16 protein-coding genes are annotated in these 22,534 nt (G+C 55.6%); 8 read left to right on the forward strand and 8 right to left on the reverse strand.

The features are described from left to right. Positions 1-3: 3 nt before the first annotated feature. On the reverse strand, positions 4-1,950 hold the full coding sequence (locus BUE18_RS11820) for a sensor histidine kinase (protein ID WP_244549314.1): 1,947 nt from the start codon (positions 1,948-1,950) through the stop codon (positions 4-6). Between the two features lie 421 nt (positions 1,951-2,371). On the opposite strand from BUE18_RS11820, the gene BUE18_RS11825 reads away from it, so the two are divergent. From BUE18_RS11825 to BUE18_RS11835, 3 genes are all read left to right on the forward strand, one after another. Next, the gene (locus BUE18_RS11825; RefSeq protein ID WP_073475911.1) at positions 2,372-4,303 is read left to right on the forward strand and encodes a tetratricopeptide repeat protein; all 1,932 of its coding nucleotides are present in this window, start codon (positions 2,372-2,374) and stop codon (positions 4,301-4,303) included. Continuing rightward, positions 4,303-5,307: an SGNH/GDSL hydrolase family protein gene (locus BUE18_RS11830; protein WP_073475912.1), complete on the forward strand. Its 1,005-nt coding sequence runs from the start codon at positions 4,303-4,305 to the stop codon at positions 5,305-5,307. The genes BUE18_RS11825 and BUE18_RS11830 overlap by 1 nt, the downstream gene beginning before the upstream one ends. A 502-nt stretch (positions 5,308-5,809) precedes the next feature. Continuing rightward, complete coding sequence (locus BUE18_RS11835; protein ID WP_073475914.1) at positions 5,810-6,424, forward strand: hypothetical protein; 615 nt, start codon at positions 5,810-5,812, stop codon at positions 6,422-6,424. A gap of 21 nt (positions 6,425-6,445) precedes the next feature. Here the strand turns inward: BUE18_RS11835 and BUE18_RS11840 are convergent, their stop codons facing one another. The 6 genes from BUE18_RS11840 to BUE18_RS11865 all read right to left on the reverse strand — a co-directional run bounded on the left by BUE18_RS11840 (position 6,446) and on the right by BUE18_RS11865 (position 13,969). Beyond that, a complete protein-coding gene (locus BUE18_RS11840) occupies positions 6,446-6,679 on the reverse strand; it encodes a type II toxin-antitoxin system Phd/YefM family antitoxin (protein WP_073475916.1) in 234 nt (77 codons plus the stop codon). Positions 6,680-6,702: 23 nt separating this feature from the next. Next, positions 6,703-8,109: a B12-binding domain-containing radical SAM protein gene (locus BUE18_RS11845; RefSeq protein WP_073475918.1), complete on the reverse strand. Its 1,407-nt coding sequence runs from the start codon at positions 8,107-8,109 to the stop codon at positions 6,703-6,705. Further along, positions 8,106-9,089, reverse strand: coding sequence for a lysylphosphatidylglycerol synthase domain-containing protein (locus BUE18_RS11850; RefSeq protein WP_083610962.1), 984 nt, complete (start codon positions 9,087-9,089; stop codon positions 8,106-8,108). Before BUE18_RS11850 ends, BUE18_RS11845 begins: the two co-directional genes overlap by 4 nt. Further along, positions 9,086-10,591 (reverse strand): B12-binding domain-containing radical SAM protein, encoded by a 1,506-nt coding sequence (locus tag BUE18_RS11855; protein WP_073475921.1) that lies wholly within the window; start codon positions 10,589-10,591, stop codon positions 9,086-9,088. Before BUE18_RS11855 ends, BUE18_RS11850 begins: the two co-directional genes overlap by 4 nt. Positions 10,592-10,600: 9 nt before the next feature. Continuing rightward, positions 10,601-12,082 (reverse strand): B12-binding domain-containing radical SAM protein, encoded by a 1,482-nt coding sequence (locus BUE18_RS11860; RefSeq protein WP_073475923.1) that lies wholly within the window; start codon positions 12,080-12,082, stop codon positions 10,601-10,603. Positions 12,083-12,286: 204 nt separating this feature from the next. Next, a complete protein-coding gene (locus BUE18_RS11865) occupies positions 12,287-13,969 on the reverse strand; it encodes a choice-of-anchor U domain-containing protein (protein ID WP_073475924.1) in 1,683 nt (560 codons plus the stop codon). Positions 13,970-14,324: 355 nt separating this feature from the next. On the opposite strand from BUE18_RS11865, the gene BUE18_RS11870 reads away from it, so the two are divergent. Next, positions 14,325-15,089: a PDC sensor domain-containing protein gene (locus tag BUE18_RS11870; RefSeq protein ID WP_073475926.1), complete on the forward strand. Its 765-nt coding sequence runs from the start codon at positions 14,325-14,327 to the stop codon at positions 15,087-15,089. Between the two features lie 135 nt (positions 15,090-15,224). Here BUE18_RS11870 and BUE18_RS11875 read toward each other — a convergent pair whose 3' ends face one another. Further along, entirely contained in the window at positions 15,225-16,085 is an 861-nt protein-coding gene (locus BUE18_RS11875) for a crotonase/enoyl-CoA hydratase family protein (RefSeq protein WP_073475928.1), read from the reverse strand. Between the two features lie 449 nt (positions 16,086-16,534). Here BUE18_RS11875 and BUE18_RS11880 point away from each other — a divergent pair, with 449 nt between their 5' ends. The 4 genes from BUE18_RS11880 (at position 16,535) to BUE18_RS11895 (ending at position 22,533) form a co-directional block, all read left to right on the forward strand. Beyond that, positions 16,535-17,173, forward strand: coding sequence for a TetR/AcrR family transcriptional regulator (locus BUE18_RS11880; protein ID WP_073475930.1), 639 nt, complete (start codon positions 16,535-16,537; stop codon positions 17,171-17,173). A gap of 149 nt (positions 17,174-17,322) precedes the next feature. Beyond that, the gene (locus BUE18_RS11885) at positions 17,323-19,293 is read left to right on the forward strand and encodes a PAS domain-containing sensor histidine kinase (protein ID WP_139264704.1); all 1,971 of its coding nucleotides are present in this window, start codon (positions 17,323-17,325) and stop codon (positions 19,291-19,293) included. 99 nt (positions 19,294-19,392) lie between these two features. Continuing rightward, entirely contained in the window at positions 19,393-21,930 is a 2,538-nt protein-coding gene (locus BUE18_RS11890; protein ID WP_083610964.1) for a PAS domain S-box protein, read from the forward strand. A 45-nt stretch (positions 21,931-21,975) separates the two neighbouring features. Beyond that, positions 21,976-22,533, forward strand: coding sequence for a BON domain-containing protein (locus BUE18_RS11895; RefSeq protein WP_073475935.1), 558 nt, complete (start codon positions 21,976-21,978; stop codon positions 22,531-22,533). Position 22,534: the final 1 nt, after the last annotated feature.

Below are 22,534 nucleotides of genomic sequence, written 5' to 3' on the forward strand. Positions count from 1 at the left end.
GGTTTATTCCGGGTTGTCCGCCATGGGCAGCCAGATGGTGAAGACGGTTCCTTCCCCGAGTTTGGAATGGACGGAGATGGAGCCTCCATGCCTCTGGATGATGCCCGCGGAGACGGCCAGGCCCAGCCCCGTCCCTTTCCCCACCTCTTTGGTGGTGAAAAAGGGATCAAACAACTTGTCCATGTGTTCCGGTGCAATTCCCGTTCCAGTATCGGTGATTTTTATCTCCACGCCCTTGGCGTTCTCCAGGCTCGCTTTCCTGGTTTGTATGGAGATCTTTCCTCCCGAGGGCGTGGCGTCCAGGGCGTTGATGATCATATTGATAAACACGCTCTGGCACTGATTGTGGTCCAGGGTGAACAGGGGAAGATCGTCGGCGCCCCGGAAACTCAGGCTCACTCCCTTGATAAGCGCCTGGTTTTCAAGGAGCTTGACGCTTTCCTGTATAAGGCTATTGACGTCCAGACTCTCGGGCGTCAGGGCTGACTGGCGCGAAAAATCCAGAAGGCTTTTCACGATTCTCCTCACGCGCTCCGTCTGGGAGGCCACGGTTTCCAGGTCCGACCGCACTTCGCCGGGCAGATCGGTTCTGCGGAGAATCATGTGGGTAAAGGTCAGGACCGCGGTCAGCGGATTGTTTATCTCGTGGGCCACCCCGGCGGCCAGCTTTCCGACGCTGGCCTGCTTTTCCGATTGAATCAGGCGGATTTCGCTTTGGGCCTTCTGGCTTTCCTCCCGTTCCTTCAAAGCCGTGGTCATTTTGAGGAACTTCCTCTGCAACTGACCGATGTCGTCCCTGGAAATCGGGCCGATATCCGGGGTGAAATTGCCCCGGGAGATCTCCGCGCTCGCCTGAATCAAATGACTCACCGGCGCCATGATTCTTCTGGTGATCAGCCACCCAAGAATAATGGCGATGGCGGCGCTCGCCAGAATGATTTTGACAAACACGCTGATGGCCCTCGTCCGGATGTCATTGTATTTGGCCTCGAGAACCCCCACGTAGAGCATGCCCACCCGGCGCCCCATGATGTCCGTCAGAGGCTCGTACGCGGTGATATACCATTCATCAAGCACCTTGGCCCGATCGGTCCATTTTTCCCCTTTGCCCAAAACCCGGCTGTTGACTTCCTCAGAAGCGAATGTTCCAATCGCCCGATTTCCCGACGAATCCTTGACGCTGGTGGCCACCCGGAGATTTTGATAGAAAATGGTGGCCGTTCCGATGCTCCGTCCCTTGTATTTTTCGTTCTTAAAAACCGTTTCCCCGATTTTATCCACGATCTGCGTGTCTTTATTCAAAAGAAATCCGCCGTATATGACGCCGGCAAGGCGGCCGCCGGAAAAGACGGGAGCCGCAGCCCCCACCATGAGCGCCTTGGTCATTTCATGGGGATGCGCTTCCGCGTCCTCCGGATTTTCCCTGACCCTGATTGATGCAAAACGGGCCAGTTCCGGGTTTTCCAGGGCCAGTTCCTGATTATCCATGACAAGGGAGCCCGCCGCGCTTGCCTGGCTCTCCAGGGCTTTTACCACCAGTGGATTGGGCGCCGCATTTAAGGCGTTCCCTTGGATTTCCGCTGTGTGCCGGTAGATAATCCTGCCTTGGGAGTCGCATATTCCCAGGATGTCCGGATTGAGTTTCAGGGCGACCGCATTCAACGCCCCGGCCGCCTCCGCCTCATTGCCGGAAGACAGTGCGTCGGCAAGGCTGGGCGTGGATGCGGACAACTCCAGAGCCAGACGAACGCATTCGATCTGCCGGTCATAGAGGACGCGGGCCACATTCAAGTCCTGGCCCACTCTGGCGCCAGCCTCGTTCACCACCGACCGGTACAAAAAGCTCACCCCGATCAGCATGGATATGAAGCCGATGAATAACGAGATGGAAATCATGCTGGCAATCAGCTTGAACCGCAAGGAATGAATTTTAAAAAACGGGAGTCCCATGGACTTGTCGCCTCAAGTGCTTTGTGTGGTTAACCATATTGACTTTTAAGGCTATTTAACCCGTTAAATGATGTCCAGGCAACCCGAACGAGTAACGCGCCGGCGCAAAAAAGCCTGGAGCGGGTTCAAGGCCCGCCATGCCGATCATCCGTCCCTGCCGCATCATGCCGCAGGCCTGAAAGTATATATCCATGCAATTATCAAGCCTTTCCGTTAAGGTTTTCTTGCTTCCTGAGCCTGTATTTGATATGGTTCTTTCCGAAGTCTTTCTTATTGATATTATTGCGAATTTATGCCTGCCGCCTGGCGCCGAAGAATATGATTTGCAATGTGTTTCTGTTCTGATTTCAAATGGTTATAATCCAAGCTCAAGGCCTGGCTTTCTATCCCGAAAAATGGAGCCGCTAAAGGAAACAGGATCATGCCGGAAACGCAAACGAACCAAACAACCGCACTAGGTGAAAAAACCAGCCGGTTCGACGTCTTCACGGGGCCGAGAAAAGCCCTGATATTCCTCGCCGTTATGGTTTTAGCCGCTTATTGGACGACCCTGTCCGCCGATTATGTGAATTACGACGACATAACCCTCCTGAAAAACAACTACATGATTCAAGACCTGTCGCCGGCCGGCGTCAAGACCATGTTCACCCACTTCATGCCCAAAAGCTATTACCCGGTGCGTTTGCTTTCCTACGCCATGGATTACAGGATTTGGGGGGATGATCCCTTTGGGCATCATGTCACGAACCTTTTGCTTCATTTATTCAATACGGCGCTGGTTTTTTTGCTGTTTCTCAACCTTGCGGGAGAACCGGCCAAAAAAAATATATGGAGCGCCTTTGGCGCCGGAGCCTTTTTCGGCCTGCATCCCATCGCCGCGGGATCCGTGGCCTGGATACCGGGCCGGGAGGAATTGCTTGTATTCTTTTTCGGCCTTTGGTGTCTGCTCATGCAGATGGAAGCCGCAAAGGGAAAAAAAACCTCCTTGTATCTTGCCCTGTCCGCAGGGGCTTGTTTACTGGCGTGCCTGTCCAATGTCATGGGCGCGGCCCTCCCTTTTTTGGCTGCCTGGTATATCTTTTATTCTCAGGAGGATAAGAAGCTCCAAACCATATTCAGCCGTACCTGGCTGTTGTGGATCATAGGCGCGGGCGCCGTGTTCATGAAGATCGCGGCCGAACTGGCCTGGAACTCGCAAACCATGGCGTCCAAAATACCCCATGTTCCCACGGCTATTCTCCATCTTGGAGATTTGTGGTCCCAATTTACGCCTTCCGTGGAGGCGGGGCAGGGCCTTGTGCAGCGTATATCCGTCATTCTCAGCGTGTTCGGCGAAAACGTTGTGCACGGGCTTTTTCCCTTTTCCCTGCCTATTTTTTTTCCGCCCCGCATTCCTGCATCGCTTATGGACCCGTATGTTCTGATCGGTTTGGGCTTTGTTTTGTGCCTGGCCGCCGCGTTCTTTTTGACAAGACGTAAAGAAATCTGGCGGCTCGGCCTGGTTTGGTATTTGGCGGTCATTTTTATGACCTCCCAGATATTCCCCACCTTTGTGTGGAGAGCGGACCGGTTTTTGTACCTGCCTCTGGGGGGATTGGCCCTGGCCGCCGGCTGGCTTGCCGGCTGGCTGTTCGGCCGCCTGGGCGAAAATAAAAGCGGCCTCGTGTTTCTAAGCCTCGTAGCGGCTCTGGGCGCCCAGACGGTGGTGTACCTTCCGGCTTTCGCCAACCCCATGGCCTTTCATTATTACGCCAAAAGCAACAACCCGGACTACTACCTTGTTTACGAGTACCTGGGGCAGGAGCAAGTCCGGCAGGGCGCCTTCAAGGATGCGCTTAAGCATTACGCCAAAGCCCTGGATTTGGCGCCGGACAAAAACTATTTGTGGGATAAGGTGTTCAAGACGGTCATCATGAGCGGAGAGTTAAAGTACGGCGAGAACCTGGGGAAAACCGCGGTCAGAAAACAGCCGGACAACGCATATCGCCGCAATTATTACGGGGCGATCCTTTCATTCGAGGGCAAAGACCAAAAAGCCGTCCAGCAATTTAAAAAGGCCGTGGAACTGGATCCTTCAGCCGAGGCGCCCCGCCACAATCTTGGCCTCCAATATTTGGGAATGGGGGAATTGGAAAAGGCCGAGGAACAACTCCGGGAAGCCCATAAACTGAACCCGTTCAATGCTCGATATTCCTATGATCTGGCCCGAGCCCTGGAACGGCTCGAAAAGAACGAGGAGGCTCTGGAGTATTACTTGATGGCGGCACAGGATCCCAAGAACCTGGAAGCCCGAAGGGCTGCAAAAAGGCTCGCGGGCGAAATCCGCCGGGCAGCCCCCTCAAAAGAGGATTAATGCCTCACACCCGAAAAATAACATTTCGCCTCCTGGCCGTTCTCCTGGGGCTGGTCCTGGCTTTCATCATTCTGGAAACCGCGGCCAGACTGATGGGGCCGGAGTATTATCGGTTCAACAACCGATCCCATGAGTACTACACCAATCCAAGGGGATACCACCATATTGTTCGTATGGACGGAGAAACTCCCGTTTACGGCCTGGATTACAACTTCGCCCGGGAAAAGTATCGCCTGCCTCCGGGCGCTCCCAAGAATTACCTGGACGGCAAGCGGTTTGACGTCCTGGGCCTGGGCGACTCCTTCATGACCGGCGCCGGAGTTAAATATGAAGATGTCTGCTTCCGCCGCTTGGAAAAAATGTTCAAGGAGGAAGGCCGCGACCTGAAAATCAAAAATTGCGCCGTGCCCGGCGTGAACCTGGGCCATATTTCAAGCATATGCGCTCACGAGCTTAGCCTCCAGCCCTATCCCCTGGTCATCTACGGCTTTGTGTTGAACGACCTGGGCCTGCCCGGGCGGGAATCCATCACAGGCAGCGATTTTATTGACCAGAATAACGGCGAAAACCAGTACAATCCCTGGCGGAAGCGCCTGGCCTGCGTCAATCTGGCCGCCTCGCTGATTGAAAAAATCCGGCTGAACACGCAAACCACCCGGGCCTATCTGGACGCCTATGAACCGGATTACGCAGGGCCGCGCCTGGATATCCTGGAAAGCATGGCGAAAGAGGTCGAAGGGCGGGGCGGCCGCATGGTTTTGGTGCTTTTTCCTTTGCTCTACGATTTTGACAATTACCGGTTTGAAAAATGCCACGCTCTCCTGCGCGACTTTGCAACGAACAAAGGCATTCCGGTTTTGGATCTGCTTCCCGCGTTTTCCCAACATAAGGCCCGGGATTTGTGGGTGAATCCCACGGATCACCATCCCAATGAATTGGCCCACGCCATCGCCGCCCGGGAGATTTTCCGTTTTCTAAACCAGGAAAACCTTCCGCCTATGTAAATATTGCTTTTGATACGCAGTTGCACAGGGCTTTCCTGTTCGCATGCCGCCTGATGCGATCCCGTTTGCCGTGTGTTTGCAGGCCCCCGCGCCTGCCAAAACGCGCTTTGCGCGTGTTAAAGCGCACCAAGCAGTGCGCCAACAATGTTTCATGAAACCGAATTGCTTGAATTTTGTAGGATGTTCGTGGGCGGCCCAGGCAAAGCAGCACCTTGCCTGGGCGCGCCAGCGCAGTAGGAGCGACCCATTTGAAAATTGAAGCCAAAAATATCGGGCGGATGAGCGTCCAATCCAAAACCATACAAAAAATCGGAACTCAACCAAATCCATCCGCCCGCCGGCCTTGCCCAATTTCTACGCCCTTTCCCGGCCGCACCTTTTGGCCTGCGGCCCCAGGCATTGCATGCATGGGCCACCCATAACAAATGCTTTTCGTGGGAGTGTATGCTAAACTATCCCACAGTCATGGGGGGCTCAAGCAGACAAACCAAAGGAGGGGAGCATGGCGAACAATCCACATCAATCCGAATCTCAACCGAAAGAGAACATCTTCACGTTGTTGGAAAGGGCTGAAAGGCGGCCCATGACATTCGTCAGGAACGAGTCCATTTACGAGTTGGAACAATATATCCATGGCTATTACGCCGCGTTGCGCGCCCATGGGATTATAGAAAACGTCCCCTCAATGGACACGCATTTTTGGCATTGGCTGATGTACAGGACAGGTTACGGATCCTGCGTCGGATGGGCGTACGATATCGAGCAGTCAGCGGGGGAGGATGAAAAGCCCCTGGACTTGTTTTTCTTTTTTGTGAACGAGTACAAAAAATTGGTTCCCGTCGTCAAGTCCAGGGTTGAATTAAAAGGGCGCCATAATCCCACGGGAAAAAAGGTTTTAATCGGAGGGACCGATCTGATGGAAAAGCCTCAATCCATTGAAATCGTGCAATACTCTCCCGCGCCTATTCATTTTTTGAGGTTTTATTATGAGCACAAAATCGAGAATGACGACTTGTTGCCCAAAGACCTTGATAGTTACGAAACTACGTTTGAAATGGGCAAGTATTGGGTTTGGGAGGAGTTTCAGGTGGAAATGGATCAATGGACAGACTTATAAATCAAGGTCAATAGGCTGCTTTTACATCCCTCCTCCGCTTTCCAGTTGGGCTATGGATTCCATCAATTGCTTGGCATTATTGGGGGATTGAAGCAGGTACATGGTTTCCTCTAAGGAAGAGTATTCCTCCAGGGATATGAGAACCACCGCTTCGCCTCCGGCTCTGGTAATGATGGTGGGCTCATGGTCCTGGCAGACCTCTTCCAATACATTGCTCAGATTCCTTTTGGCATCTAAGAACGTTAGGGCTTTCATAAGGCGCCTCCTTAAAACCCACTTTACCCTTTAATTTCTTTCCCTTTCAACCCCAAAACCTTTTGGGCCTCCTGGACCGCGTAGGCGAACAAGGTCCAGTTGGCGCCGGCGATCATGCGGCGGGCGAAGGCGGCTGTGTAATAGGGCGTGAAGTAGATGCGTTTGATGGATCGGGTGCACAAGTCGTCCAGGATCTTCTTGTCTTGGGCCCAAGGCAGGCGCACCCAGGGCATGTCCGGCGCGTGGGGGCTCCACTGGCCCATGAGGTCGCCGGAGGCCTTGGCGATTTCGTAGGCCGGCGTGTTGGGGTAGGGCCTCAGCACGGCCAGGTTGGCGGTGGCGGGCTTGTTTTTCAGGATAAATCGGACCGTGTCCTCCACATCCTCGGGCGTTTCTCCGGGATACCCGATCACCCAGCTTGAATGGGCGGCAATGCCGTATTTTTTGGTGAGGCGGCAGGCTTCCGCGCTTTGTTCCAGGGTGATTTTTTTGTTCATGGCGTCCAGGATTCTCTGGGAGCCCGACTCCATGCCGAAAGCAATTAGATACACCCCGGCCTTTTTTCCGGCCCTGGCCAGTTTTTCCGTAAACACGTCCACCCGGCTTTTGATGCGAAAAGAGATGTCCAGCCGCTCCTTGACGATCAGGTCGAAAATGGCCAAAGCCCGGTCTTCGTTGACCGTAAAGGTGTCGTCGCAGATTTCCACGTCCCGGATGCCCCGGTCCCTTATGGCGGCCAGTTCCTGCACCACGTCTTCGGGTGTTCTGGCCCGGTAATGCTTGCGGAAGTTGTAGCAGAACCCGCACGAAAACGGGCAGCCCCGGCTGGTGAACAGGGTGTCCACCGGGCGTTTGCGCACCAGAAGGGAGTGGTAGCGCTTTTTTTCGTAAGCCAGGGCGGCCAGGTCCTTGGCCGGCCAGGGAAGGGCGTGGACGTCAGGAAATACGTGCTTCGGCCCCTGGACGATGCCGCCATCCTTTCGGAAGAGCAGTCCGGGAATAGCCTCAAAGCCCTCTCCGCTTTTCATGGCCCGGCACAGCATGGGCAAAGAATCTTCCGCCTCGCCTGTGAGGATGAAATCCGCCTGGGGAAACTGCTCCAGGCATTCTTGGGGAACCGCCGTGGCGTGGGGGCCCCCCAGGATGATTTTGCATTGGGGCGCGGCCTTTTTCGCCAGGTCGGCCAGGGCGTAAACCTGGGGCAGGATTTCGGAATACACGGAGATTCCCGCCAAGTCGGGCGCCGCCTTCTTGATTTCCGCAAAAACCGCCTCATCGCTGAGGCCGAAGGCGTTGGCGTCCAGCACGCGGGGCTCATGCCCGGCCTGACGCAGGGACGCTGCCAGATATAACAGGCTCACCGGCGGATAGCATTTTTGGGAAATCTCTCCGCAATAGGTGGCCCGGGGATTTATCAGCAAAACTTTCATGGATTTTGTCCGCTTTCAGCGCCCGACAGGCCGCGCAAAAACCAGGGCAGCCAGGGCAGGCCCGCGATCATGGGGATGACGTGGACCAAAAGGCTCATGGCCGCGCCCACGGCGAAAATCGTCCCGGCCGGGGCCAGGCCTTGAAATAAAACCATCAAAGCCGCCTCCCGGGGGCCGATCCCCGCTGCCGTGGGGATGTGCCCGGCGAACACGGCCAACGAGGCGAAGGCGATGAATACGTCCAGGGGCGGCTGCACGCCCAGGGCGGCGAACAAAAAATAGCACACGATCAAAGGCCGCGCCTGGAATACAATGCCGTAGCCCATCAAGAATAACTTGCTTTCCGCCGGGCAGTCTTTAAACGGCGACAACACTCCTTGCGCGAACCGCCCTACCTTGGGATGCAGCTTTATCGCCAGCCCTACGACGGCCCCGTGTATGGGAGTTGCAAATACAAAAACGCAATAGAGCGCTCCGGCGATTGCAATACCCAAAGCGTGGGAAGCGGCGACCTGGGTTTCCATGGGCAGCATAACCAGACCGGCTGTCAGCCAGAACGCGGAGCCGCCAAAATTCAACCCCCGGTCGAAAAGACAAGCGCCCGAGGCGTCGCCCAGGGGGATTTTGCTGTATTGCTTAAAAAAAGCGATGTTCAGCGCCTCGCCCATGTCCACGGGCATTAAGGCCCGCAACGGCCCTGCGCCCAGCCGGATTTTGAGCACCAAAGTCCAGGGCAGGTCAAACCCCATGGATTTGAGCACCCGCCATAATTTATCCGCCCCAAGAACAATATGCACAAACAGGGAAAAAATCAGGACCCCGCAAACCAAAGGCAGATTGGCGTTGCGCCACGCCTTCCATAATCCGGCGAAATCCAGGCCGCTGGTTCGGAGCAAAACCCAATACAAAAGGGCCGAAGCTAAAACCGCCGCGCCCACGGACATCCATCGCGCTCGGAATGGACGCGCGCCCTTGCTCATGATTCGCCCATCCGTTTCATGGCTTCCCCAAATATTTGGGCCGGATATTTTTTCAAGTACAATGCAAACCGCAAGTCCCGCGTTTGCAAGGCCCTGGCCGCCTGCACGCCGGCCATGACCGGTGCGGGAATTTTACCAAGCAAGGGGATTTTATCCCCTTCCAGAACCCGTTCCAGCATGGATTCCGGGATGAACGGCAGCATCTTGTACAGGGCGCCGAAGCCCGCCGCCAGGTCCTTGTTTCCGGGATCTCCGAATTGCTGGTCGTAAAAATCGCTGCCCACGCCTCGATGCAAGGCCAAAGCGTCTTCCCGGGTCAGCAGCCCCGCGCCAAGACCAGCGTCCACAATGGGCGCGCCGGGCAGGTACACCAGATAATGCACCTTGATGCGGTTAAGATATTTCAGCTTTTTATATTCCCGCGCTCCCAGGACGTGGTCGTTTGCGCTTTCTCCGGGCAGGTTGAACATGTGGTCCACGTCGTAGCGAAGCCGCCATGCGTCGCATAGCCCAAAAACCTCCCGGGCCTGGGCGTTGGTTTCCTTGCGGTTTAAAACATTTCGCCGGATGGCTTCGTTCCAGGTTTGCAGGCCGAACTCGATGCCGTAGCATCCTCCCTGCTTCAGCAGCATGGCCGTGTTTTCCGTAAAGCCTGAAATGGTGCAAAAGCATTTGAAGGGCAGCCGGATGCGGCTTTTATGCTCCGCCATAAGCCGGGCCAGCCAGTCTTCGTCTCCCGAAAGATAGGAGTCCTTGAAGATGACCTCCCGGAACCTGTATTTCTCTTTGGCCGCCGTTAGTTCGGCCATGACCGATTCCACGCTTTTTCGGCGGAAATACTTTGGTCCGTATTTTTGCTTGATGCAGGTTTCCTCGCAATAGGTGCACGAAAACGGGCACCCCCGGCTGACCATGGCGGCGTAACTGTAATCGTGCCTTTCCCGGGGGGCGAACAGATCTTTGTCCGGCAGGGGCAGGGCGTCCAGGTTCACCGGCGGCCCGGGGGGATTTTTTATGACAGCCCCGCCTTTTTTCCGCCAAAGACCCGCAACATTTTCAGGACGTTTCCCCTTTTCCAGCGAATCCAGCAAGGCGGGCAGGGATTCCTCGGCTTCCCCTTCTATTAGGTAATCCACGACGTCCCGCCCGATGACGTACTCAGGCGATAAAGTGGGGTGCAGGCCTAAAAAAATTACAGGCGCCGTTGACCGCTGCTTTACCAATCCGGCGGCTTTCAGGCAGAAATCCAGGGTGTTGGGCAGGGCGGAAAAAACAATTGCGTCCGGCTTGGCTTTCAGGATTTTTTGGGCGATTTTTCCGGGTGATGAAAAGCGCTTGGCCAGGGCGGGAATTTGAAACACGTTGTCCGTGACGCCGAAAGGATCCGGGTCGTGAACCAGACGTACCCGGCGCCCGCCCGCCTTGAGGACGGCGGCCAGGGTTTCCAGGTCCAGGGCCTGGCGGATCACGTACCTTCCCTTATAAACCAAGACAATATTCATGGCCGCCCGTCAGGATTTTTTTCGAAGTTTTTTCCGTTTGCGCCGGCTTTCCTCGTAGGCGACAAAATGCTCGTCCGGCCTTGAGACCGCCTCCTGCCGGAACTGCATCTCCAGCCATGCCAGGAATTTCCGCTTGAACTCGTCAAAGGAGCGCACGGCCAGGGCGTGCTTGAGCAGGAAAAAGGGCCGGGAATGAAACTTTTGGTACGCCTTTTTGGTCAGGCGGTCGATCTCGTCGTTGGAAAGCTCGGTCCAGGGCCTTGGCAAAGGGGCCTCCTCCGCATTGCCCAAAATGTACTCCCGCCAGTAGTCGTAGCCCGATTCCTTGACCATGTCATGCCACATGCTGGTCAAAGGCTTGGCAGTGGTTTTGGAAAACTGCACGTAATCCAGGCCCAGGCTGGTGGCGAATTTGAGCGTTTCCTTGACGGTCTGTTTGGTCTCGCCGGGCAGGCCGGTCATGAAAAATCCCAGGGTCTTGATGCCGTGGGCCTTGGTCATGTCCACGGCCCGGCGCACCTGCTCGATGGTGATGCCCTTGTTCACCCGGTCCAGCATTTCCTGCAAGCCCGACTCGATGCCCAAATACACCCGGCCGCAGCCCGATTCCTTCATGCGGGCCAGCAGATCCTCGTCCAAAGAGTCGATGCGTGCCCGGCAGGCCCACAGGATGTCCAGGTCCCGGCGGATGATCTCCTCGCAAATGCCCATGGCCCGTTTGCGGTCCACCAAAAATTCGTAGTCGAAAATGTCGATCTCGCGCACGCCGTGAACGTCATAGCATTCCTGGATTTCATCCACCACGGTCTGGATGCTCCGGGGATTGTACGGCGTGCTTCTGGCCTCGCAGAACAGGCAGTTCATGGGGCAACCCTTGCTGGTGACCATGACCGTGAAGTTTTTCCGCTCCGTGGGAAATTCCGCGTACAACTCGTTGGGCAGCAAGTGCCTGGCCGGGTTGGGATAATCGTTAAAATGGGGCTCCGGGCCGTATTCGGTCCGGATCACCTTGGTTCCCTGTTTGTAAATCAGGCCGGGAACGTCGGACAGGTCATAGTTATTTTCCAGGGCTTCCAATAGGCCGGGGACCGTATAATAGGCGGAGTTAAAGCACCCGTAATCGATTTCCGGGGGCATGACCGACTCCTCAGGATACACCCGCAGGTTGTAGCCGCCCACAATGACCCGCACCTTGGGCAGGTTTTCCTTTACGTGCCGAATCCACTGGAGGGTCTCCCGGAACATGTAGGTGGTCATCATAAACCCCACCATGTCCGGGCGGAACGCTTTTAACCGGGCCACAACCTCGTCTGGCCTCAGACGCAGGGTCCGGGCGTCGATAAAGGTCACCTCATGGCCTGCACGCTCGGCAATGCCCGCCACCCACGCCATGGACAAGGGCGGAAACAGCCCGAAATAACGCTGCACTATGCGAAGATTTTCTTCGTGCAGTTTGTAGGAAAAGGGATTGAAGACAAATGCAAGACGCATGGATGTCCGTCGTCGCTTGAAGGTTCAACGGCCCTCCGTCCCCCACGGAAAGGCCAGATTTCCGGCTGCACTCCAACCGGATGCCCGGACATTAGCACAGCCTCGCCGGGTATGCAATCAAGCTTCCGTTCGCAAGAGGCGGGGATAAAAAAAGGGCGCCGGGATTGCCGGGCGCCCTTAATAGTTGCCTATAGGGAATCCTTCCTAATTTTCCACGACAAAATAGCGCTTGCCCGTACTTCCAGCGTTGCCTGCGTCGTCGTAAATGACCCATTCCAGGGAATGGACGCCGTTGCGCAGCGCGGTCAGATCCAGGGTGCACCCGCCTCCGGCGCCATTATGGTTGTTCAGCGTAGGAAAGGCAATGGCCGGAGTCGAGTTGTACTGGTTGTATTGATCCAAATGCCCTAAATACAGCCCGTCCAGATACACGTTGATGGTGGAGCCGTCTGTGGGGATCGTATTGGGCAGGGGAGTGAGCGCCCACCCCTCATGATCGAACGAACCGCCAGTGTTGGAATCGGGCATGGACGCCATCATGGGAATGGGGGTTTCGATTTCTCCAAAGGGCGCGGTTGCATTGGCGTTGTCCACAGTCAGGGCAAGGGTTCCTATGGCCGTCTGATTGTAACTCCAGTCCCAGGCGATCACCTCGAGATTGTATACGCCGTCCGCAAGATCCAGCGTGGACCAGTCAAAGTACCATTTGGCGTAGCCGGAGCCGGGGTAATCGGGATATTGCTTTTCAATGTCCGGGGTGGGCGATTCCAGCAGAAAACCGTAACCGTAAAAAGTATCGTCGTCCGCATTTCTGATCCAAACGCTTTCAATGCCGCCGTCGTCCGCCGCCCAGCCGGAAATGGGAACCACGCCGGACACCGTGGCGCCCGTCGCCGGTTCATCCACCGACCCCGCCGGAGCCTGCATGGCGGATGCATCGGCCTTTTCCACCGTGTATCTTATCTCTTGGGCTTCACCGGCGTCATCCTGTAAGAATACGCTCACTGTGCTGGTCCCGTCCGGCATCAGATAGTAATAGAATTTCACCGTAATCTTTCCGGAGCCCGTCCCGCTTGCGGGAGTGACGGTCACCCAATTAGGCAGGCTGTCCGTGAGAACGGTCCAGGCGGTGTCGGCAGCGTAGGTGTTTATGAAAAAGACCTGAGTGTTAGCTTCCGGATTGCTCCCTTTGATCCGACTGGAATTATTGTTGTCTGCGCACGGGACGAATATGCGAACCATAGCGCCAATCAAATTGGGGCCTCTCGCAACAAGTTTGGCTAGTTTGCCTTCGCCCTCTGATATCCAGTCCCAACTGGGCGCTCCAGGATCCAGAATTTCCCCGTTTTTCAGCTTGTCCAGGTCTCCGTCCTGGCCGTCGGTGAAGGTAAGCGTGGCCACGGCGCCGTTGATGACCGCATTGTCGTATTTCACGAATCCGTCTTCGGTCACTTTATAATAATCAGACCCGGCGGGAAATGCCGTGGGAAAGGTGATGACCGCGGTAATGGTCTCGCCCAGGGCCAGCCCAATGACCTTGAACTTGATAAACCCGTCCGGAAAGGCCAGGCCGGGAGGGTAGGAGCTGACGTTCACCTCCTCAATGCCGAGGACGTCTATGGAATCCGGGTCCAGGGTTCCCGAAGCGCCGGTGATGTCAATGACGTACACCTTGTCCCCCTGGGCGACTGTGGCCACTTGCCCGGTTCCGTCCAGTTCCACAATAACGGGAATTTTGTTGACGCCGGCCTCGTTTTTTTGATCCTGCGGCAAAGGATAATCGTCATCGTCGTCAAAAGGGCATCCCGAAAAAATGACGATAAATAATAAAAAAACTATTAATATCAGGTAATTGTGTTGAATTAAGGACTTTCGAATAACGGCCATGACTCCTCCTGTCCGGCGCTCTTCGCCGCCTTTTCAGCGGAAAAGCCGCCCTCTTCCACCAGGGTTAAAAGTTTTTTCTATTAAGAAGATTATAATAAGGATTACCAACCCGCGGTCAATTTGAGAGAGTACTCATCCTTTGTCAATGAAATACATCACACTTGATCCAATTTTATCATATTTTCATCTGCCGATAGCTCGATATAGATGGAATGGGAGAATCCCTCCTTGCGGTGGGCGCTCTATGAAAAAAAGTATTTTGATTCCTACCATCCCTATTTGATACAATTTCAAGCTATACCGCCGCCGAGCAGCAGACAATCCACTAACGCAACTCTTGCCCAGGAGGCTCCCTGTGAAAAGAATCGTCATTGCATTATTGCTGTCAGTATTTTTTGCCTGCCCCTTTGCCTGGGCTTCCGGGGACGGCGCCCAAATCCGACCCCTGGAAGCAAGCCTGTTGAACGCCTTTACAAATTTGCTGGATCTGCACATTTCCAGCATCACGGCTGACCTGGACATGTTGGCGCAAACCGGTCAGGTTCGGTCCGGCGAGTGGGAGTCCATGCGTCCGCTCATTACTGCCTATCAGGACGCCCACCCCCATCTGGTCGTGGTGTTTATCAAGCCGGAGGGCGAGTACTGGACTCCCGAAAAAGGCCTTGTGGACGCCAACCTCAAGGATCGGGATTATTTTCGGCCCCTCATGAACGGAGACAAAATATTCGCCCATCCTCTCGTGAGCAGAAGCACCGGGAAAAAGGCCGTCTTTTGCGCCGCGCCTGTCATGAATGAGGGCCGCGTTGCGGGCGCGGTGGGAGTTTCCATTTTTCTGGAGGATCTTTCCGAAATCATCAAAAAGAGCTTTGACCTGCCCAAAGGCATGCATTTTTTCGCCATGACCCCGGAAATGAAAACCGTCATTCACTATCTGCCGGAAAAAATCTTTTTGAACCCGGAAAAGCAAAACGAGCCCACCATGACCGCCGCCATGAAAACCCTCCGCAAGGAGGCGAAAGGCCAGGTGGAATACTCCTGGAAAGGCGTTCCCCGAACCCTTATTTTTCAACAGTCCTCAGTGACCGGCTGGAAATGCTGCATGGTGATCGTCCAGCAATAATTTCAGGAAATGAGGTCAATAAATTTGTGGGGAGGTCTTGCGGTCCAACAACAGGATCTTCAAAGGAAAGAAAGGCCGGAGCGTTTTCTCCGCGCTCCGGCCATTTGTGAATCAATGCCTTATGAAATCGCCGTTTTACTCCGGCTTGCGGGGAGTCCACCAGGGATAGAAGTAGGGCATGCCGTCGGACACCTTGACCTTGAACTCCGGCGCCCGTTTTTCCAAAAAGGACATGACCCCTTCCTTGCCGTCAGTCTCGCTGGCGTAATAGATGGACCGGGAGTCCATGTTGTGGGCGTCCATGGGATGGGAGGCGCCCATCATTTTGTACATGAGCTGGCGGTTGAGCGCGATGGAGATGGGCGCGGTTTTTTCCGTAAACTTCTTGGCCAGGGCCCTGGCCGCGGGCAAAAGATCCTCGGGCGCGTGGAGCGAACGAATCAGGCCGCCGTCCTTGCCTTCCTGAGCCGGGAAGACCTCGCCGGAATAGGCCCACTCCAAGGCCTGGGAAACGCCCACGATCCGGGGCAAAAACCAGCTGGAGCAGGCCTCGATGCAAAGCCCCCTTTGGGAAAACACAAAGCCCAGCTTGGCTTTTTCCGACGCCAGCCGGAAGTCCATGCCCAGGGTCATGGTGATGCCCACGCCCACGGCCGGCCCGTTGATGGCTGCGATGACCGGCTTTTTGCAATCGTAAATCCGCAGGCTGACCTCACCGCCCGAGTCCCTGATTTCCTCGATATTATAAGGCTCCTTTTGAGGAATTTCGTACCCGAAAATATTGCCCTCGGCGCCCAGTTCCATGCCCGCGCAAAAAGCCCGGCCAGCCCCCGTGAATATGATCGCCCGGACGTCATCATCATTGTCGGCCCGATCCAGGGCGTCCACAATTTCGTTTTTCATGGTGATGGTAAAGGCGTTCAACCGGTCCGGCCGGTTGAGGGTGATGGTCAATATGCCGTCTTCCACATCATACAGAATGTCCTGGTAACTCATTTTTCCTCCTTTGGAACTGGCGTGCAGGCTCGATTTTTTTCCGCATTTTGTCACGCGTGAAGGTTAAAGCGTTTGCCGGATGACTTCTAAATTAACTTATCCAGGCCAAGGCCCCAAAAGGACCAGCGGCCGAAAAATTTCCTTAAAAAGGGAAAAATCCCGGAAAAACCGCTGAAAATTCCAAAAAAAATTCATCTGCCTAATGGTTTGACTAGTGGGGCCTGAAACCCGTAGGGTCCCGAATAACAAGGTGTTTCACGGTCGTAAAACTAATGTGGCCCAAAAACACGCCCTCTGTCAAGCCGATTATCGTCATGACGCAAGTTGACAGACCCAGGTTCCCGGTCTACACTTCCGCTACTGGTTATGGATAGCACTATCAGATCCCAATCCGTCCACAAGGCTAACCTATGAGCGCCAAAACAAAAACAACACAGGAGAATAGGGCCGTGTTAAGCCGAGGCCAGGCCACCCGGGAAAGAATTATAGAAGCGGCCAGGACCGTGTTTTCCAGGCAGCCGTACCACTCCGCCAGCATCCGGATGATAGCGGCGGAGGGCGAGTTTGAACACGGCATCATCCGTTATCATTTTCCCAGCAAAGCCATTTTGTTTGAGACCATCCTGAAGGACATTTGCCGGGACATTGAAGACGCCAGTGCGGCCTGGCTTTCCCAAGCCGCGGACATGCGGGCCGAGGCCGGCCTGGAGTTTTACCTGGAAGAGCTTTTCGTTTTTTATGATGAAAGGCCCGAATCTTTGAAGATTATCGCCCTGAATCTCCCCCAGGACAGCGGCGAGGAGCCCATTCCCGGGTATGAGTACATCATAGGCATGCTGCAGGGAACCCTTGAGAACGTTAAGAAGAATTTCCCCCCTACGACCCCTCCGGAACTGACGTTGCGCTTCCAGGACGCGTTCAATGCGTTGGTGATGCATTATCTGGGCGCCAGCTATTGCCAGGCCATGGTGTTGGGGTTGCCCCCCAAAAGCAGTGAGTACAAGGACTGGGTCAAGAAAAGCATGGTCATGATTTTCAGTCCAATGCTAAGAAGCATATACCGGGCCGGGAGGGAAGCGGCCACGTAGCCCCCTGATCCGGCGTCATGCAATTCATTGTCAGTACATAACCCCGCGTCCTGCATCCTGCATCGCGGAGGAGTTTGACGGCCAGGAAGGCTGTTTTTGTAAATGGCTTGGTGGAAGATAGCCGCTATTATCTTGAATCCGGAGCATTCATGGAAAAAGCGACTTCCCAATGTGGGGAATCGGCCCTGGCCAAGGATCGGCTTGATTCCCTGCTGGACATTACCGGCGATTGGATGTGGGAAGTCTGTCCCGAAGGAAACTGTATATTCAGCAGCCCGTCCGTCCGTATTGTGATTGGACGCCCTCCTGAAGAACTGCTCGGCGAAAATTTGTCTCAAATCATTACCCCCCAAGACAAGGAGGCCTTGCTGCAGCCTTGCATCCGGCGGGTTCTGGATTCGGGCGAGCCATTCAGGGACGTTGAGATTCCCGTGGTTCATAAAGACGGCAGGGAGGTGATCCTGGCGGTCAGCGGCCTGCCCATCCTGGACGAAGACGGCCGTATAACCGGGGTCAGGGGCGTTTCCAGAAACCGGACCCACCAGCATTGGGCTGAGCAGGCTTTGCGCAAAAGCGAGGAGCGGTACAGAAATTTCATCGAGTCCGCGCCCATTGGCATGATGATCTCCGACACCAACGGATGCATCATCTACGCCAATGAAAAAATGGCGGAAATAACCGGGTATGAACGAAGCGCGTGGCAAGGGCGCAGCTATATAGAGATGGTGCACCCGGAGGATTACGGAACAATCCTGGAAAACCGCACCCGGGCCATCGCCACCCTGGAGCCTGTGGACCCTTATGAAGTCCGCATATTCAACGCCGCAAAAGAAATTGTATGGCTGCGCCTTATCCCCCATTCCATGTATGAATCCGATGAACACGGAAACAAGTCCGTGGCCTATTTTCAAAACTTCATCGAAGACGTTACAGCCAGTAAAATCGCCCGGGAGGAAAAAATCCGCCTGGAGCAGCAGCTCAGCCAGGCCCATAAAATGGAGGCCCTGGGCGCCTTGGCCGGCGGCGTGGCCCACGACTTCAACAATATCCTGTATCCCATCATCGGCTATGTGGAGATGACCCTGTCCGAGTTGGGCGACAACCCGTTCGCCGAGGGCAACCTCAAGGAAGTGCTGTCGGCGGCGGAACGGGCTCAAAAACTGGTGGATCAAATCCTGGCCTTCAGCCGCCGTAAAAAAGAGAAGCTGTTGCCCATGCGCATACAGCCGGTGGTGAAGGACGCCCTGAATCTCATCCGGTCCTCATTGCCCCATAATGTGCAGCTTCATACGGATATCAACGAAGGCGGCGGCGTGGTTTTGGCGGACCAGACCCAGATTCACCAGGTTGTCATGAACCTTTGCACCAACGCCTACCAGTCCATGCGAGACCGCGGCGGCGTGCTGGGCGTATCCCTGGAACAGTGCTCCATCGGCTGGGAGGATCAGACCCGCCATCCCCGCATAAAGCCCGGAGACTATGTGCGGCTGAGCATCAGCGATTGCGGCGGGGGCATGGACGACGCCGTCAAGGACCGCATTTTTGAGCCGTATTTCACCACCAAGGACCCGGAAAAAGGCACCGGCATGGGCCTTGCCGTGGTCCACGGCATTGTGGCCAAATACAACGGCGCCATTACCGTGGAAAGCGAACTTGGCAAAGGCAGCGTTTTTACCATCCTGCTGCCGGCGGCCGCAAAGAATCCCGGAAGCCTCCCGGAAAGCGCTTCCATCCCGCTGCCAAAAGGATGCGAAAGCCTGCTCCTTGCAGGCGGAGAAAAACAGGTCCGGGATATATCCGCAAAAATGCTCGTTCAATTAGGCTACTCCGTAGCCTCCGCCGGTTCGGGCAAAGAAGCCTTGGAAATCCTTAATGCAAATCCCTCCGGATTTGATCTGCTCTTGACCGACGAGGCCTTGGATGACATGACCGGTCAAAATCTTATCAACGCCGTTCGCCGGACCAAACCGGGCATGCCCGCTTCTCTGGTTGCAAGCCGGACCCAGGGGCGGCTGCAGGGCATTCCGGGGGATGAGACAAAAATCGACATCATTGTAAAACCCCTTGACATTAAAAAGATAGCGCAAAGCATTCGGACGCTATTAGACAAAGGCCAATAACAAATCTCTTGAATATCTCGCACTTTATGTGTAATAAACTAAAGTAAACATACTTAAGAATGCTATGGGCAGGCTGAGTAACTTCACCTGGGGGGAGCCATGGAGGATTCTAAACGTAGTTCTGTAAAGTCGCAACTGTCTGAAAACACGTCGAACAAAGCAGGGCGGCATCCCATACACAACCCGGCTGACAACGCCCACGGAACGCCTCCGGCCTTGGAGGAGATGGAATCCGTTTTGGCGGGGTTTTTTCGGGCCACGGGCGTCAGCGTCAGCCTTTTGACCTATCCTGAAGGCCGGACGGCGGCCCAGGCCGGCTGGCAGTCTTTGTGTAAGGGCTTTCACCTTTCCGACGCCCGGTCCGGGCGGGTTTGCCGCGACAACTGCCTCAGCCTTCTGGCGTCCATGGATGGAGGGGACGACCCTGCAGCCAGGATTTGCGGCTTTGGGCTCGCCGATGCAGCCCTTCCCATTTTTCATGACGGCAAACAGGTGTTCACCCTCATTGCGGGCCAGGCGCTCACCCAAGAGGATCCTGATCCCGAGAAAGTCGCGGAAATCTGCCGGGAATACGGCTACAACCGGGAAAGCTATCTGGACGCCCTGACCCGGATTCCCCGCATGAGCATGCACAAGCTCCTGGACCACCTCCGATTTCTGGCCCAAACCGTGGCCAGGCTGTACAGCCGGGATGAATCCCTGAAAGAAAAAGACTGCGCCCTCAAAAAGCTGGCGGCGGCCAAGGAAAGCTATCGCTCCCTGGTGCGCAGCCTGCCTGAAATCGTGATGCGCCTGGACTCCGAAGGGCATATCCTGGCTCTCAACCGCACCCTGGACGGAACTCCCGTGGAAATGGTGTTAGGCTCCAACGTTTTGACGTATATTTCCTCCAAATTCAGATCCAACCTGGACAAAGCCCTACGCAAGGTGGTGGAGACGGGGCGGACCGGGGAACTGGAAGTCAAGGCGGCGGGACCCAACCAGTCCATCAAGTCGTGGTATGAAGTGAGGATCATGCCCATTGAAATGGAGGGGAAGCCTCCCGACCTGACCATGATCGCCACGGACATAACCCGGAGGAAGGCCGCCCTCAAAGCTCTGGTGGAGTCCGAGTTGAAATACCAGACTATGCTGGACAGCCTGCAGGAAGGCTTCTTTGAGCTGGATCTGGAAGGCAATCTGATTTTCGTCAACGACGCCATGTGCCGCATCTACGGCCTGTCCAGGGAGGAAATGCTGGGCCTGGGCTACCGCCAGTACACTCAGTCCGAAACCGCCGAAGAATTGTTTGAGATGTTCAACCGCATTTACCGGACCGGAGAGCCCGCCCGGGTGGTGCAGTACCAGGTGGTCAAGCTGGACGGAACGCCGGTGCAGATCCAGATGTCCGCCTCCCTAAAGACCGTGGACGGCAAGCCGGCCGGGTTCAGGTGCATCTGCAGGGACATCTCCCACATCCTGGAAGCCCAAAAGGAAAAGGACCGGCTGGAAAAGAAGCTCACGCAGGCCCAAAAGCTGGAGGCCATCGGCACGTTGGCCGGAGGCGTGGCCCATGACTTCAACAACCTTCTCACGGGGCTGCAGGGCAACGTCAGCCTTATGCTGCAGGACCTGGAGCCCGCCCATCCCCATTACGACCGCATTCAAGACATGGAGGCGTACATCGCCGCCGCCACCGGCCTGACCCGCCAGCTCCTGGGCTTCGCCCGGGGAGGAAAGTACGAGGTCAGAACCCTGGACATGAACAGGCTGGTGGACAAGACCCTCCATATGTTCGGCCGGGCCGCCAAGGAGGTCACCATTCACCGGGATTTCCAGGGCTCCTGGGCCGTGGACGCCGACTCCGGACAGTTGGAGCAGGTGCTCTTGAATTTATTCGTCAACGCCGGGCAGGCCATGCCGGACGGGGGCGACCTGTATATCCAGACCCAAAACATCCAGTTGGACGCAGTGTTTGTGAAGCCCTATTCCCTGGAGCCGGGAAAATACATCAAGGTATCCGTCACCGATACGGGCCACGGCATGGACGAGGCCACCCAACAAAAGGTTTTCGACCCCTTTTTCACCACCAAGGACGTAAGCCGGGGCACAGGCCTGGGGCTTTCCTCGGCCTACGGAATCATCAAGAACCACCAGGGCATGCTCACCGTATACAGCGCCCCGGGCAAGGGCGCCACCTTCAATATCTACCTGCCGGCTGCGGCCAAGGCCGAGGTTGCGATGGAGGAAAAAGCCTCCCTGGGAATCCTGTACGGCAGCGAAACCCTGCTGTTGGTGGACGACGAGGACGTCATCATCAAGACCGGCGGAGAAATTCTCAAGGCCCTGGGCTATCAGGTTCACCTGGCCGGCAACGCCAAAACCGCCCTGGAAATTTTCAAACAAAGCCACCAGGAAATCGACATGGTCATCCTGGATATGATAATGCCTGATATGACGGGCGAGGAGGTTTACGATCAGTTGAAGCTCATCGACCCCGCAGTCAGAGTTCTCTTATCCAGCGGCTACAGCCTGAACGGACAGGCTGTGGAAATCATGCAAAAGGGGTGCAACGGGTTCATTCAAAAACCCTTTAACCTGGAGCAGCTTTCCCATAAAATCAGGGAGGTTCTGGGGAAAACCGATTGCTCGGAATAGGGCAAAGCCCGGCAAGCCGCTTTTGCGCATCTCAAGGAGGATGTCATGCAGAAGAAATCACGTTGGCTTGCCTTTGCGGCGCTCTTGCTTTGCGCAGTTATGCTGTCCGGCTGCTATTCCGCCTACAGGGCCGCCAGGGACGAACGCAGCCTGGGAACCCAAATGGACGACGCCAAACGGGCGGCGAACATCAAATACGCGCTCCTGGCCGACGACACCGTCAAAGGCCTGGACATCTCCGTGTCCGTGTACAACGGCACGGCCTACCTCATCGGCATTGTAAAGCAGGATCTGCAAAGGGAAGTCGCCGTAGCCCACGCCAAAGCGGAAGAGGGCGTCATTTCCGTCAAAACCTACCTGCTGAACGTCAACGACAAAACCTTGGGCGAATCCGTGGACGACACGGCCCTGGCCGCCAAAATCCGCACAAAGCTCATCAAGGCCGAAGATTTTGAATCCACCCAGGTCAAGATTGAAAGCGTGCTGGGCCACGTGGTGCTTTTGGGTATCGTGGACAGCGCCGCGGACAGGGACAGGGCCATCGCCATCGCCAGGTCCGTGGAAGGCGTCAAAAAGGTTAAATCATTTATTGTAATCCAATAGG

The sequence above is a fragment of the Desulfatibacillum alkenivorans DSM 16219 genome (genome assembly GCF_900142135.1).
GTDB lineage: Bacteria > Desulfobacterota > Desulfobacteria > Desulfobacterales > Desulfatibacillaceae > Desulfatibacillum > Desulfatibacillum alkenivorans.

What these genes read in the sequence shown, in the direction of transcription:
- BUE18_RS11820 (WP_244549314.1), bottom strand. Translation starts at nt 1,950, where the DNA reads ATGGGACTCCCGTTTTTTAAAATTCATTCCTTGCGGTTCAAGCTGATT.
- BUE18_RS11825 (WP_073475911.1), top strand. Translation starts at nt 2,372, where the DNA reads ATGCCGGAAACGCAAACGAACCAAACAACCGCACTAGGTGAAAAAACC.
- BUE18_RS11830 (WP_073475912.1), top strand. Translation starts at nt 4,303, where the DNA reads ATGCCTCACACCCGAAAAATAACATTTCGCCTCCTGGCCGTTCTCCTG.
- BUE18_RS11835 (WP_073475914.1), top strand. Translation starts at nt 5,810, where the DNA reads ATGGCGAACAATCCACATCAATCCGAATCTCAACCGAAAGAGAACATC.
- BUE18_RS11840 (WP_073475916.1), bottom strand. Translation starts at nt 6,679, where the DNA reads ATGAAAGCCCTAACGTTCTTAGATGCCAAAAGGAATCTGAGCAATGTA.
- BUE18_RS11845 (WP_073475918.1), bottom strand. Translation starts at nt 8,109, where the DNA reads ATGAAAGTTTTGCTGATAAATCCCCGGGCCACCTATTGCGGAGAGATT.
- BUE18_RS11850 (WP_083610962.1), bottom strand. Translation starts at nt 9,089, where the DNA reads ATGAGCAAGGGCGCGCGTCCATTCCGAGCGCGATGGATGTCCGTGGGC.
- BUE18_RS11855 (WP_073475921.1), bottom strand. Translation starts at nt 10,591, where the DNA reads ATGAATATTGTCTTGGTTTATAAGGGAAGGTACGTGATCCGCCAGGCC.
- BUE18_RS11860 (WP_073475923.1), bottom strand. Translation starts at nt 12,082, where the DNA reads ATGCGTCTTGCATTTGTCTTCAATCCCTTTTCCTACAAACTGCACGAA.
- BUE18_RS11865 (WP_073475924.1), bottom strand. Translation starts at nt 13,969, where the DNA reads ATGGCCGTTATTCGAAAGTCCTTAATTCAACACAATTACCTGATATTA.
- BUE18_RS11875 (WP_073475928.1), bottom strand. Translation starts at nt 16,085, where the DNA reads ATGAGTTACCAGGACATTCTGTATGATGTGGAAGACGGCATATTGACC.
- BUE18_RS11885 (WP_139264704.1), top strand. Translation starts at nt 17,323, where the DNA reads ATGGAAAAAGCGACTTCCCAATGTGGGGAATCGGCCCTGGCCAAGGAT.
- BUE18_RS11890 (WP_083610964.1), top strand. Translation starts at nt 19,393, where the DNA reads ATGGAGGATTCTAAACGTAGTTCTGTAAAGTCGCAACTGTCTGAAAAC.
- BUE18_RS11895 (WP_073475935.1), top strand. Translation starts at nt 21,976, where the DNA reads ATGCAGAAGAAATCACGTTGGCTTGCCTTTGCGGCGCTCTTGCTTTGC.